This window comes from Streptomyces sp. CNZ287, assembly GCF_007827615.1.
The window spans coordinates 144,003-157,364 of record NZ_VISV01000002.1 but is presented as its reverse complement, the minus strand read 5'-3'; the positions used below and the strand labels follow the sequence as shown (position 1 = coordinate 157,364).

Annotated in this window: 12 protein-coding genes; 1 reads left to right on the top strand and 11 read right to left on the bottom strand. The window is 72.2% G+C overall.

Annotated features, from left to right (window positions below):
• Nucleotides 1-19: 19 nt before the first annotated feature.
• Nucleotides 20-1,249 (top strand): DUF349 domain-containing protein, encoded by a 1,230-nt coding sequence (locus FB457_RS04915; RefSeq protein WP_047014719.1) that lies wholly within the window; start codon nucleotides 20-22, stop codon nucleotides 1,247-1,249.
• 81 nt (nucleotides 1,250-1,330) lie between these two features.
• On the opposite strand, the gene FB457_RS04910 is transcribed toward FB457_RS04915, so the two are convergent.
• The 11 genes from FB457_RS04910 to pdxS form a co-directional block, all read right to left on the bottom strand.
• Nucleotides 1,331-3,829 (bottom strand): RelA/SpoT family protein, encoded by a 2,499-nt coding sequence (locus FB457_RS04910; RefSeq protein ID WP_047014720.1) that lies wholly within the window; start codon nucleotides 3,827-3,829, stop codon nucleotides 1,331-1,333.
• A 173-nt stretch (nucleotides 3,830-4,002) separates the two neighbouring features.
• Nucleotides 4,003-4,551, bottom strand: a complete 549-nt coding sequence (locus tag FB457_RS04905) for an adenine phosphoribosyltransferase (RefSeq protein ID WP_047014721.1) — start codon at nucleotides 4,549-4,551, stop codon at nucleotides 4,003-4,005.
• Entirely contained in the window at nucleotides 4,548-5,750 is a 1,203-nt protein-coding gene (secF, locus tag FB457_RS04900) for a protein translocase subunit SecF (RefSeq protein ID WP_145780956.1), read from the bottom strand. The genes FB457_RS04905 and secF overlap by 4 nt, the downstream gene beginning before the upstream one ends.
• A gap of 1 nt (nucleotide 5,751) precedes the next feature.
• Nucleotides 5,752-7,533: a protein translocase subunit SecD gene (gene secD / locus FB457_RS04895; protein WP_186461926.1), complete on the bottom strand. Its 1,782-nt coding sequence runs from the start codon at nucleotides 7,531-7,533 to the stop codon at nucleotides 5,752-5,754.
• Nucleotides 7,534-7,696: 163 nt separating this feature from the next.
• Nucleotides 7,697-8,191, bottom strand: coding sequence for a preprotein translocase subunit YajC (yajC, locus tag FB457_RS04890; RefSeq protein ID WP_173534818.1), 495 nt, complete (start codon nucleotides 8,189-8,191; stop codon nucleotides 7,697-7,699).
• Between the two features lie 233 nt (nucleotides 8,192-8,424).
• On the bottom strand, nucleotides 8,425-9,468 hold the full coding sequence (ruvB, locus tag FB457_RS04885; protein WP_047014725.1) for a Holliday junction branch migration DNA helicase RuvB: 1,044 nt from the start codon (nucleotides 9,466-9,468) through the stop codon (nucleotides 8,425-8,427).
• Nucleotides 9,469-9,535: 67 nt separating this feature from the next.
• Nucleotides 9,536-10,159, bottom strand: coding sequence for a Holliday junction branch migration protein RuvA (ruvA, locus tag FB457_RS04880; RefSeq protein WP_047014726.1), 624 nt, complete (start codon nucleotides 10,157-10,159; stop codon nucleotides 9,536-9,538).
• On the bottom strand, nucleotides 10,156-10,815 hold the full coding sequence (gene ruvC / locus FB457_RS04875; protein ID WP_078898138.1) for a crossover junction endodeoxyribonuclease RuvC: 660 nt from the start codon (nucleotides 10,813-10,815) through the stop codon (nucleotides 10,156-10,158). The genes ruvA and ruvC overlap by 4 nt, the downstream gene beginning before the upstream one ends.
• A 123-nt stretch (nucleotides 10,816-10,938) precedes the next feature.
• A complete protein-coding gene (locus tag FB457_RS04870; RefSeq protein ID WP_047014727.1) occupies nucleotides 10,939-11,691 on the bottom strand; it encodes a YebC/PmpR family DNA-binding transcriptional regulator in 753 nt (250 codons plus the stop codon).
• Between the two features lie 71 nt (nucleotides 11,692-11,762).
• Nucleotides 11,763-12,356, bottom strand: a complete 594-nt coding sequence (gene pdxT, locus FB457_RS04865; RefSeq protein ID WP_047014728.1) for a pyridoxal 5'-phosphate synthase glutaminase subunit PdxT — start codon at nucleotides 12,354-12,356, stop codon at nucleotides 11,763-11,765.
• Between the two features lie 11 nt (nucleotides 12,357-12,367).
• The gene (gene pdxS / locus FB457_RS04860) at nucleotides 12,368-13,288 is read right to left on the bottom strand and encodes a pyridoxal 5'-phosphate synthase lyase subunit PdxS (protein WP_047014729.1); all 921 of its coding nucleotides are present in this window, start codon (nucleotides 13,286-13,288) and stop codon (nucleotides 12,368-12,370) included.
• Nucleotides 13,289-13,362 lie beyond the last annotated feature (74 nt).

Sequence of the window (13,362 nt, the reverse complement as noted above, 5' to 3'; positions counted from 1 at the left end):
CGTCATGTGAGGAGGCGCTGTGAGCAGCGACCCATGGGGCCGGGTCGACGAGACGGGCACCGTGTACGTGCGTACCGCCGACGGCGAGCGAGTCGTCGGCTCCTGGCAGGCGGGCTCGGCCGAGGAGGCGCTCGCCTACTTCAAGCGCAAGTACGAGGGCCTGGTCGTGGAGATCGGCCTCCTCGAGCGCCGGGTGCAGACCACCGACCTGTCCACGAAGGACGCCACCATCGCCATCGATCACCTGCGGGCGCAGGTTTCGGAGGCGCACGCGGTCGGTGACCTGGACGCGCTGACGGCGCGGCTCGACCGGCTGGTGGAGGCCGTGGGCGCCCGTCAGGAGGAGCGCAAGGCGGCCAAGGTCAAGCACCAGCAGGAGGTGCGCGAGTCCAAGGAGGCGGTGGTCGCCGAGGCGGAGGAGCTGGCGCAGAGCGAGCAGTGGCGCGCGGCGGGCGAGCGGCTGCGGGAGCTGGTGGAGACCTGGAAGGGGCTGCCGCGGCTGGACCGCAGGAGCGACGACGAGCTGTGGCACCGCTTCAGCCACGCGCGCTCGGCGTTCTCCAAGCGCCGCAAGGCGCACTTCGCCTCGCTCGACGCCCAGCGCGAGGAGGCCAGGCGGCGCAAGGAGAAGCTGGTGGAGGAGGCGGAGGCGCTCTCCGGCTCCCGCGAGTGGGGGCCGACGGCCGCCCGCTACCGCGAGCTGATGGCGGACTGGAAGGCCGCGGGCCGCGCGCAGCGCGACCAGGAGGAGGACCTGTGGTCCCGCTTCCGCGGCGCGCAGGACGTCTTCTTCCAGGCCCGCAGCGAGGTCTTCGCCGAGCGCGACCACGAGCAGCGCGAGAACCTGACGCGCAAGGAGGAACTGGTCGCGGAGGCGGAGAAGCTGCTGCCGGTCACCGACCTCAAGGCCGCCAGAGGCGCCTTCCGCTCGATCAACGAGCGGTGGGAGGCCATCGGGCACGTGCCGCGGGACGCCCGGACGAAGATCGAGGCCCGGATGCACGCCGTGGAGCGGTCCATCGGCGAGGCGGAGGAGGCCGAGTGGCGCCGTACGAACCCGGAGGCACGGGCGCGCGCCGAGGGTCTGACGGGGCAGTTGCAGGACGCCGTCGACAAGCTGCACCGGCAGATCGAGCAGGCGCGGGCGCAGGGCAACACGGCCAAGGCCGACAAGCTGGCGCGTGAGCTTGAGGGCCGGCAGGCGCTGCTCGACCAGGCGCTCAAGGGCCTGCGGGAGTTCGGCGGCTGAGACGAGCCGTACGTACGACCAGGGCCCCGCCGGACGGCGGGGCCCTGGTCGTACGTACGGGGACGGTGGCGGCGGGTGCGCTCAGTTGTTCCGGGCGGAGGTGACGCGGTACACGTCGTAGACGCCCTCCACCTTCCGTACCGCCTTCAGTACGTGCCCCAGGTGCTTCGGGTCGCCCATCTCGAACGTGAAGCGCGAGGTGGCCACACGGTCGCGGGAGGTCTGCACGGCGGCGGACAGGATGTTCACGTGCTGGTCGGACAGCACCCGGGTGACGTCCGAGAGCAGCCGGGAGCGGTCCAGCGCCTCCACCTGGATGGCGACGAGGAAGACCGACGACTGCGTCGGCGCCCACTCCACCTCGATGATCCGCTCGGGCTGCTGCGACAGCGACTCGACGTTGACGCAGTCGGCACGGTGCACGGAGACGCCCTTGCCGCGGGTGACGAAGCCGATGATCGGGTCTCCGGGCACCGGCGTACAGCAGCGGGAGAGCTTGACCCAGACGTCGTCGACGCCCTTGACGATCACCCCGGGGTCGTTGACCGCCCGGCGCTTGCGGGTCTTGCCGGGCAACGGCGGCGCGGTCTCCTCGATGTCCTCGGTGGCCGCCTCTTCGCCGCCGAGCGCCTGGACCAGCTTCTGCACCACGTTCTGCGCGGAGATGTGGCCCTCGCCGATCGCCGCGTAGAGCGCGGAGATGTCGGGGTAGCGCATCTCGTGCGCGATGGTGACCAGCGAGTCGCCGGTGAGGATGCGCTGGATCGGCAGGTTCTGCTTGCGCATCGCCCGCGCGATGGCGTCCTTGCCCTGCTCGATGGCCTCGTCCCGGCGCTCCTTGGAGAACCAGGCGCGGATCTTGTTGCGCGCGCGCGGCGACTTGACGAAGTTCAGCCAGTCCCGGGAGGGGCCCGCGCCGGCCGCCTTGGAGGTGAAGACCTCGACGGTGTCGCCGTTGTCGAGTGCGGACTCCAGCGGTACGAGCCGGCCGCCGACCCGCGCCCCTATGGTCTTGTGCCCGACCTCGGTGTGCACCGCGTACGCGAAGTCGACGGGCGTGGCGCCGGCGGGCAGGGCGATCACGTCGCCCTTGGGCGTGAAGACGAAGACCTCGTGGCGGGAGAGGTCGAAGCGCAGCGCGTCCAGGAACTCGCCGGGGTCCTCGGTCTCCTTCTGCCAGTCGATCAACTGGCGCAGCCAGGCCATGTCGTTGACTTGCTCGGACTTGCTGCCCCTGCGGGTGCCGGCGCCCTGCTGGCGGGCGGCGCCACCGGTGGCCTCCTGCTTGTACTTCCAGTGCGCGGCGATGCCGTACTCGGCGCGGCGGTGCATGTCGAACGTGCGGATCTGCAGCTCGACGGGCTTGCCCTCGGGCCCGATGACCGTCGTGTGCAGCGACTGATACATGTTGAACTTGGGCATCGCGATGTAGTCCTTGAACCGTCCGGGGACGGGGTTCCACCGCGCGTGGATGGTGCCCAGCGCCGCGTAGCAGTCGCGGACGGAGTCGACGAGGACGCGGATGCCCACCAGGTCGTAGATCTCGGCGAAGTCCCGGCCGCGCACGATCATCTTCTGGTAGACGCTGTAGTAGTGCTTCGGACGGCCGGTGACGGTCGCCTTGATCCGGGCACTGCGCAGGTCCTGCTGCACCTCGTCGATGACGACGGCCAGGTACTCGTCCCGCTTCGGGGCGCGCTCGGCGACCAGGCGGACGATCTCGTCGTACATCTTCGGGTAGAGGATCGCGAAGGCGAGGTCCTCCAGCTCCCACTTGATGGTGTTCATGCCCAGCCGGTGGGCCAGCGGCGCGTAGATCTCCAGCGTCTCGCGCGCCTTCTGCTCCTGCTTCTCGCGGCGCAGGTAGCGCATCGTGCGCATGTTGTGCAGTCGGTCGGCAAGCTTGATCACCAGGACCCGCGGGTCCTTGGCCATGGCGACGACCATCTTGCGCACGGTCTCCGCCTGCGCGGCCTCGCCGAACTTCACCTTGTCCAGCTTGGTGACGCCGTCCACCAGCAGCGTCACCTGGTCGCCGAAGTCGCGGCGCAGGTCCTCGAGGCCGTACTCGGTGTCCTCGACCGTGTCGTGCAGCAGGCCGGCCATGAGCGTGGCCGGGTCCATGCCCAGCTCGGCCAGGATCGTGGTGACGGCCAGGGGGTGGGTGATGTACGGGTCGCCGCTCTTGCGCTTCTGGCCACGGTGCCAGCGCTCCGCGACCTGGTAGGCGCGCTCTATCTGGCGCAGCGTCGAGGTGTCGGCCTTGGGGTCGTTCCCGCGCACTATCCGCAGCAGCGGCTCCAGCACCGGGTTGTACGGGCTCTGCCGCTGCACTCCGAGGCGCGCCAGCCGGGCCCGCACGCGGCTCGGGGAGCCGCCGCGGCCCGCCTGCCCGCCGCCGTGCCCCGAGGCGGGCTCGACGCGCGCCGGAGCGGCCGGCTGCGTCCGCCCTTCCGGCGGCGCGGTCCGGCGTCCCGAGCCGTTCTCGGCGGCCCGCGCGGGCAGCGGGCGGTCCGCCGCGCCCGGCTGCCGCTGCTTCTCGGGCGGCGCGGCGGTGGACCGATGAGCCTCGTCTGGCAAGAGCACTCCTCGACGGTGGAAGGCCCACGGGGAGATCCCCGGAACTGCCATGGTATCTGCCGTCCCGCCCTCACCACCCGGCAACCGCCTGACCAGGCTCCCGACCGGGCAGAACACCGGCCGGGCGGGCTTTCCGCACGTGCCCCGGGCCCAGGGGTGGGCCCCGGGTCGGCTCAGACGGTGACGAGCGCGTCCAGCGGAGCCCCGGCGAGCGCCTGCTCGACCCGCGCCCGGCCGGCCAGGAAGCCCAGCTCCAGCAGCACGGCCACGCCGGTCACGGTGCCGCCGGCCCGCCGGATAAGCTGCACCGACGCCTCCGCGGTACCGCCGGTGGCCAGCACGTCGTCGATGATCAGCACGCGGTCGCCGGGCCGCACGGCGTCGGCGTGTATCTCGATCTCCGCCGTGCCGTACTCCAGGTCGTACGCCTGCCCGAAGGTGGCGCCCGGGAGCTTCCCCACCTTGCGTATGGGCACGAAGCCGATCCCGGCGCGCACCGCGACCGGCGCGCCCAGGATGAAGCCGCGCGCCTCCAGGCCCACGACCTTCTGCGCGCCCTGCTCCCGGCAGACCTCCGTCAGCGCGTCCGTGAGCACGGCGAACGCCTTCGCGTCGGCCAGCAGCGGGGTGATGTCCTTGAACATCACGCCCGGCTGCGGGTAGTCCGGCACGTCCTGGATCCGGCTGAGCAGCAGCTCCCTGGTCCCCTCCGGCACACTCACCGCCGCTTGCCCCCCGACCGGCCGCCGCGGCTGCCGGAGGGGCGGCCACGGCCGCGCTGCCGGGACACCGGCTGCTGCCTGCGGCCCTCGGCCCGCGCGGGGCCGACGACGCCCTGGCCCGCGGGCTGGGGGGCACGGGGGCCGTCCTCGGGCTCGTCGTCCTCGACGGCCGCCGCGTCCGGGCCGTCCGCGCGCCCGGCCGTCCCCCTCTCACCGCGGGCGGCGGAGCGGGCGTCGGAGGCGCGCCGGGCGGCGACCCGCTTGTTGTGGGACTGTATGGCGGGGTCGCGCTCCTTGAAGTCGACCACCAGCGGGGTGGCGATGAAGATCGAGGAGTACGCGCCGGCCGCGAGGCCGACGAACAGCGACAGCGCGATGTCGTTGAGCATGCCGCCGCCGAGCACGCCGCCGCCGATGAAGAGCAGGCCGGCGACCGGCAGCAGGGCCACGACGGAGGTGTTGATGGAGCGGACGAGCGTGCCGTTGAGGCTGCGGTTGGCCGCCTCGCGGTAGGTGAAGCCCGTCTGTTTGGTGATGTCCTTCGTGCTCTCCTTGAGCCCGTCGAAGACCACCACCGTGTCGTACAGCGAGTAACCGAGGATGGTCAGCAGACCGATGACCGTGCCCGGGGTGACTTCGAAGCCGACGATGGTGTAGACGCCGACCGTGATCGTCAGGTCGTGGATCAGTGCGACGAGCGCCGCGAGCGCCATGCGCCACTCGAAGGCGATGGCGAGGTAGATCACCACCAGGACCATGAAGATCGCCAGGCCCTGCCACGCCTTTTTCGCGATCTGCTCGCCCCAACTGGGCCCGACGAGCTGGTCGTTGATGTCCTCGGCGGAGACGTTCAGCTCGTCGGCGAGCGCCGTCTTGACCTTGTCGGACTGCTGCGTCTCGATGCTGCTGACCTGGATGCGGAGCTTTCCGCTGCCCAGCTCCTGGACGATCGCCTGGTGCCCCGACGCCTCCTCGGCGACCTCCTGGGCCTGCGAGACCGAGGTCTCGGTCTTCGGGGTGGTGAAGACCGCACCGCCCTCGAACTCGATGCCCATGTTCAGGCCGCGGATGAGGAAGCCCGCGATCGCGATGATCGTGATGAGGACGGAGACGCCGTACCAGAGGAACCGCTTGGCGACGAAGTCGTAGCCGGCCTCACCGCGGTAGAGGCGGGCGCCGAGGGTGCCGAGGCGCGACATCTCAGACCTCCTTCGGGTTGACGGGACCGGCGGTGCGCGGGCGCCCGCGCAGCGGTGGCCTGGCTCCCAGCCGTTTGGGATCGAGCCCAGACCAGGGATGGCCGCTGGCGAAGAACCGCTTGCGGGCCAGGATGGTCATGACCGGCTTGGTGAAGAGGAAGACCACGACGACGTCGAGGAGCGTGGTGAGGCCCAGGGTGAAGGCGAAGCCCTGCACCTTGCCGACGGTGACCGCGAAGAGCACGGCCGCCGCCAGGAAGGACACGAAGTCGGACACCAGGATGGTGCGCCGGGCCCGCGGCCAGCCGCGCTCCACCGCGGGGCGCAGCGTGCGCCCTTCGCGGATCTCGTCGCGGATGCGCTCGAAGTAGACGATGAACGAGTCCGCCGTGATGCCGATCGCCACGATCGCGCCGCAGACCGCCGGGAGGTTCAGCGCGAAGCCGATGCCGGGGCCGAGCAGGGCCATGATCGTGTACGTGAGGGCGGCGGAGACCATGAGGCTGACCACGGCCACCAGGGCCAGCCCGCGGTAGTACGCGACGAGATAGATGATCACCAGCCCCAGCCCGACGGCGCCGGCGATGAGGCCCGCCTGGAGCTGCTCGTTACCGAGGGCCGGCGAGACGGTGGTGACCTCGGACTCCTCGAAGGACAGCGGCAGGGCACCGTACGACAGGACGTTGGCCAGTTCCTCGGCCGACTCCTGGTTGAAGCTGCCGGAGATCTGCGCCCGGCCGCCGGTGATCGACTCGTCGACGGAGGGCGCGGAGACGACCTCGCCGTCGAGCTCGATCGCGAACTGGTTGTTCGGCGGGGCCTGGCCGGCGAGGGTGCCGGTGACGTCGGCGAACTTGTCGGAGCCCTTGCCGTTGAACTCGAGCTGCACGATCCAGCCGGAGCCCTGCTGGGCGTCGTACGTGGCGGAGGCGTCGTCGACGTCCGTGCCCTCGACCTCGGCCGGGCCGAGCGCGTACTTGTACGCGCCCTCGCTGTCGCACGCGACGACGGTGTCGGTCGGCTTGGCGTTCTCGCCGATCTTGGTGCGCTCCTCGGCGTCGGAGCAGTCCAGCGCGTCCAGCTTCTTCTGCACGTCGGCCGGGACCTGACCGGTGGGCGCCTGCTCGGCCGGGGGCGTCTCGGCGGGCGGCGCCTGCGACTCGGTCGGGCTGGGCGAGTCGTCGGCCTGGGCGAGGCCCTCGGAGAGGGCGCGGCCCTGCTCGGTGGCGCCGTCGCTCGGGCTCGCGCCGTCGCTCGCCTCGTCGGAGGCGCTCTCGGACGGGGACGGCGAGGAGGAGGCGTCCTTCTCCTTGTCGGCGTCCTTGTCCTTGTCCCCGGACTCCGAGGCGCTGGGCGACGGCTTCGGGGCTTCGTTCACCTCGTACGACAGCACGGGGCGGAAGAAGAGCCGCGCGGTGGTGCCCACCTGCTCGCGCGCCGTCTTCTGGTCGGTGCCCTTGGGGATGTTGACGATGATGTGCCGGTCGCCCTGGGTCTGGACCTCCGCCTCCTGCACCCCGAGGCCGTTGACGCGGCGCTCGATGATGTTGACGGCGGTTTCCATGTTGGTGGAGTTGATCGCGTTCTCGCCGCCCGGCTGGGGCTTGGCCTCCAGCGTGATGCTGGTGCCGCCGGCCAGGTCGATGCCGAGGCGCGGGGTGGTGTGCCCGGAGAGGAACATCCCACCGGTGAGCGCGGCGATCGCGGTCAGGATCAGCAGCAGGGGGCGCCAGGGCCTGCCGTGAGATCCCTGGGACCTGCGGCCCGTCTTGGGTGCTGCCACCTTCTCGATTCTCCTGTCCAGACACCGCGCGGCGGGGCTCGTCGCGCGGTCACGAAGTGTAGCCCCGCGGTGCCGCGAGGCGAAAAGTGACCGGTCCCCCGTTCACCGCGGCCGGCGGCGGCGCCTCCGCACCAGGTGCGGGGCCGCCGCCGAAGGGCCGCGGTCACTTCGCGGCGGAGCCGCCGTTCTTCTTTTCGTCCTCGTCCTTCGTGTCCGCGCTCTCGGCGTCGTCGGCCGCGTCCTTCTTGTCGAGGTCGATGCGGTCCGAGGTCTCCTTGCGGTCCTCGGCGTCCTCGTCACCGGCGTCGCCGTCGGCGGACCCGGTCAGCGAGGAGGCGTCGTCGGGCGCCGTGATGTCCTCGTCGTCGAACTCCGGAGCGCCGTGCACGATGCGGTTGTATTCGGCGTCGTCCAGGACGGCGCCGATGGAGTTCTTGGCGTAGATCGCGTGTACTCCGGGGGCCACCTCCAGAAGGATGGTGTCCTCGTGGACCTCCTTGACCGTGGCGTACATGCCGCCGACGGTCCGCACGCCGCTGCCCGGCTGCAATTGGTCCCGCATGTTCATCATCTGGCGCTGCTTGTTCTTTGCCGAGCGGGTCATCAGGAACATCGCCCCGATGAGCACGATGAACGGCAAGAGAATCGTGATATCCACGGTGTCCGGGTTTCCTTCGTAGGACCGCGTTCGCCACGGCCTCGTTCTGGGGGGCGGGGGTACCCTCCGATTCCGGAAGGCGTCGGCGGAGTCTAAGCGAGTTCCGCCGTGTGAACAACGCCCAGCATGTCACCCGGGTTCCGTAACCGGCGACTCCCCGCACCGCCGCGGGTACCCGCCGGGGCGCCCGCGCCGCCGGCCCCCGCCACGCCGCGGCGGGCGCGGCGGGGACCTCAGAACGCGGTCTGCTGCACGCCGCCGCCGGGCTGCGGGGGCGCAAGGCCCAGGTGGGCCCAGGCCGCCGGAGTGGCGACGCGGCCGCGGGGCGTACGGGCCAGCAGCCCTTCGCGTACGAGGAAGGGCTCGGCGACCTCCTCGACGGTCTCCCGCTCCTCCCCCACCGCCACGGCCAGCGTGGACAGCCCGACGGGGCCGCCGGAGAAGAGCTTGAGCAGGGCGCCGAGGACCGCCCGGTCGAGGCGGTCGAGGCCGCGGTCGTCGACCTCGTAGACCTCCAGGCCGCGGGCGGCGATCTCGCGCGTGATCACGCCGTCGGCCTTGACCTGGGCGTAGTCCCGCACCCGGCGCAGCAGGCGGTTCGCGATGCGGGGCGTGCCGCGGGAGCGGCCGGCGATCTCGGCGGCGCCTGCGGCGTCCACGGCGACGTCGAGGAGGTGGGCGGAGCGGTGCAGGACGCGCTCCAGCTCGGCCGGCGAGTAGAACTCCATGTGCCCGGTGAAGCCGAAGCGGTCGCGCAGCGGCGGGGGCAGCAGCCCGGCCCGGGTGGTGGCGCCGACCAGGGTGAAGGGGGGCAGCTCCAGCGGGATGGCGGTGGCGCCGGGGCCCTTGCCGACGATGACGTCGACGCGCAGGTCCTCCATTGCCATGTAGAGCATCTCCTCGGCGGGGCGGGACATGCGGTGCAGCTCGTCGAGGAAGAGCACCTCGCCCTCCTGGAGGGAGGAGAGGATCGCGGCGAGGTCGCCGGCGTGCTGGATGGCGGGGCCCGAGGTGATGCGGATCGGGGCGGCCATCTCGGCGGCGACGATCATCGCGAGGGTGGTCTTGCCGAGGCCGGGGGCGCCGGAGAGCAGCACGTGGTCGGCGGCGCCGCCGCGCTGGCGGGCGGCGCGCAGCACCAGGTCGAGCTGCTCGCGGACCCGCTCCTGGCCGACGAACTCGGCCAGGTCCTTGGGGCGCAGTGCGGTCTCCACCGCCCGGTCGTCGGCGTCGGCGGCCGAGTCCACCAGCCGCGGGTCGGCGTCCTCCCAGGTCATCGTGGATCCGTCCGTCGTGGTTCGGGTGCTGGTGCGAGGTGTCGTACGCGCCGGGGGCCGGGCGCCGTCATCGGGCGCGGTTCAGGGTCTGCAGGGCGGCGCGCAGCAACTGCGGCAGCGGCGGGGGCGCTGCGCCGTCCTCCTCCGCCTGCGGGGCGACGGCGGTGACGGCCTCGTCGGCCTCGCGTGGCGCGTACCCCAGGCCGGTGAGCGCGGCGTGCAACTGCTCGCGCCAGCCGGCGGCCGCGGCGGCGCCTGCCTGCCTGCCGGCGAGGCCGCTGCTGCCCAGCGGCTCGCCGAGCCGGTCCTTCAGCTCCAGCAGCAGCTTCTGCGCGCCCTTTTTGCCGATGCCGGGGACGGCCGTCAGCGCCTTCTCGTCGCCGGTGGAGACGGCGAGGCGGAGCGCGTCGGGGCGGTGCACGGCGAGCATGGCCTGGGCCAGCCGGGGGCCGACGCCGCTGGCGGTCTGCAGCAGCTCGAAGACCTGGCGCTCGTCGTCGTCGGCGAAGCCGTAGAGGGTGAGGGAGTCCTCCCGGACGACGAGGGAGGTGGCCAGCCGGGCGTCCTTGCCGACGCGCAGCGTGGAGAGGGTGTCGGGCGTGCACTGCACGGCCATGCCGATGCCGCCGACCTCGATGACCGCGGCGTCGGGGGCGAGGGCGGCGACGGGGCCGCTGACGAAGGCGATCATGCGGGGTCTCTCCGGATCTCGCGGTCCCGGGGCTCCGGGCGGTCCTGGCCCGTGCGGCCCGCGCACGGGGCGCCCTGGCCGGCCGGGCGCGCGGTGCGCCGCACACCCGGGGCGGCGGCGCGGGCGGCCGTCGCGGCGCGCGCGGGCGCGCCGGCGGCACGCGCGCGCAGCAGGCGGTCCCGGGCGGGGGCGCGCCACAGGTGGCAGATGGCGAGTGCCAGGGCGTCGGCGGCGTCGGCCGGCTTGGGCGGGGCGTCGAGCCGCAGCAGCCGGGTGACCATGGCGCCGACCTGTGCCTTGTCGGCGCGGCCCGAGCCGGTGACGGCGGCCTTGACCTCGCTGGGGGTGTGCAGCGCGACGGGCAGGCCGCGGCGGGCGGCGCAGAGGATGGCGACGGCGCTGGCCTGGGCGGTGCCCATCACCGTGCGTACGTTGTGCTGGCTGAAGACCCGCTCGACGGCGACGGCGTCGGGCCGCTGCGCGTCCAGCCACTCCTCGATGCCGCGCTCGATGAGCAGCAGCCTCTCGGGAGCCGGGGCGTCGGACGGGGTGCGCACGACCCCGACGGCGACCATCCGCAGCGCCCGGCCGGCCGCTCCGTCCACGACGCCCACGCCGCACCGCGTGAGCCCCGGGTCCACTCCGAGCACCCGCACCGGCCGCCCCCTCTCGTCTGCCCGCGTACGTGTGTGCAGGCTACCGGCCGGCACCGACAGCGCGGCCGAAGGGCCCGCCGGATGTCGCCATCCTGCGGGCCCCTCACGGTGTGCGCCTGCGGCTCAGGCGGACGCCTTCTCCATGACCTCGTCGGAGACGTCGAAGTTGGCGAAGACGTTCTGGACGTCGTCGCTGTCCTCCAGGGCGTCGATGAGCCGGAAGATCTTGCGGGCACCCTCCTCGTCCAGCTCCACCTGCATGGTGGGGACGAAGTTGGCCTCGGCCGAGTCGTAGTCGATCCCGGCGTCCTGCAGCGCGGTGCGGACCGCGACCATGTCGCCGGCCTCGCTGAGCACCTCGAAGGACTCGCCCAGGTCGTTGACCTCCTCGGCGCCGGCGTCCAGCACCGCGGCCAGCACGTCGTCCTCGCTCAGCTCGCCCTTGGGGACGATCACCACGCCCTTCCGGTTGAACAGGTACGACACGGAGCCGGGGTCGGCCATGGAGCCGCCGTTGCGCGTCATGGCGACCCGGACGTCGGAGGCGGCGCGGTTGCGGTTGTCCGTCAGGCACTCGATGAGCACGGCCACGCCGTTGGGGCCGTAGCCCTCGTACATGATCGTCTCGTACTCGGCGCCGCCCGCTTCGAGACCGGCGCCGCGCTTGACGGCGCTGTCGATGTTCTTGTTCGGGACGGACTGCTTCTTGGCCTTCTGGATCGCGTCGTACAGCGTGGGATTTCCGTCGGGGTCGGCTCCCCCCTGCCGCGCCGCGACCTCGACGTTCTTGATCAGCTTGGCGAAGAGCTTTCCTCGCTTGGCATCGATCACGGCCTTCTTGTGCTTGGTGGTTGCCCACTTAGAGTGGCCGGACACAGCCCCGCTCCATTCCGCGTTCCGCGCATTCGACTAACCGGCAACGAACTCGTCGATCCTACCGGTGCCGGTCAGGCCGCCCGGCGCACCATATCCGCGAAGAGGGCGTGCACGCGGTGGTCGCCGGTGAGTTCCGGATGGAACGACGTCGCCAGCAGCGGACCCTGCCGGACCGCGACGGGATGCCCGCCGGCCTCCGCCAGCCGCTCCACCCGGGCACCGGTGGACTCCACCCACGGCGCCCGGATGAAGACACCGTGCACGGGGCCGCCGGGGACGCCGGCCACCTCCAGCGGCAGCTCGAACGACTCGTTCTGCCTGCCGAAGGCGTTGCGGCGCACGATCATGTCGATCCCGCCGACGGTCTCCTGCCCGGAGCGCGGGTCGAGGATCTTGTCGGCCAGCATGATCATGCCGGCGCAGGAGCCGTACGCGGGCATACCCGCCCGCACCCGCTCGCGCAGCGGCTCCAGCAGCCCGAAGGCGACCGCCAGCTTGGAGATCGTGGTGGACTCGCCACCGGGGATGACCAGGCCGGAGACCTCCGCCAGCTCCGCCGGCCTGCGGACCGGCACGGCGCTCGCGCCGGCCTCTTCCAGGGCGGCCAGGTGCTCGCGTACGTCGCCCTGGAGGGCGAGGACGCCGATGACGGGGGCGGTGCCCATGGCTGCCGACCTCACCAGCCCCGGCCGGCGTAGCGCTCGGCGTCGTCCAGGGTGTCGAGGTTGATGCCGACCATGGCCTCGCCGAGGTTGCGGGAGGCGTCCGCGACGACCTTCGGGTCGTCGTAGAAGGTGGTGGCCTTGACGATGGCGGCGGCGCGCTTGGCGGGGTCGCCGGACTTGAAGATGCCCGAGCCGACGAAGACGCCCTCGGCACCGAGCTGGCGCATCAGCGCGGCGTCGGCGGGGGTGGCGACGCCGCCCGCGGAGAAGAGCACGACGGGCAGCTTGCCGAGCTTCGCGACCTCGGCGACCACCTCGTACGGCGCCCGCAGCTCCTTGGCGGCGGCGTACAGCTCGTGGCTGTCCAGGCCGCGCAGGGCGCCGATCTCGTTCTTGATCTGGCGCAGGTGGCGGACGGCCTCGACGACGTTCCCGGTGCCGGCCTCGCCCTTGGAGCGGATCATGGCGGCGCCCTCGGCGATCCGGCGCAGGGCCTCGCCGAGGTTGGTCGCGCCGCAGACGAAGGGGGTGGTGAAGGCCCACTTGTCGGAGTGGTTGACCTCGTCGGCGGGGGTGAGCACCTCGGACTCGTCGATGTAGTCCACGCCGAGCGCCTGGAGGATCTGCGCCTCCACGAAGTGGCCGATGCGGGACTTGGCCATCACGGGGATGGAGACGGCCTCGATGATGCCCTCGATCATGTCGGGGTCCGACATCCGCGCCACGCCGCCGTCCTTGCGGATGTCGGCGGGCACCCGCTCCAGGGCCATCACCGCGACGGCACCCGCGTCCTCGGCGATCTTCGCCTGCTCGGGGGTGACCACGTCCATGATCACGCCGCCCTTGAGCTGCTCGGCCATGCCGCGCTTGACGCGTGCGGTGCCGGTCTCGGGAGCCGACGACTGGGGGGCGGACCTGGGCGTGCTGGACACGGTGGAACCTCGCTCGGTGATGGGTGCGGTGTGGGTGTGTGGGCGGCGTACGGTGCGCTGCTTCCATCGTAAAC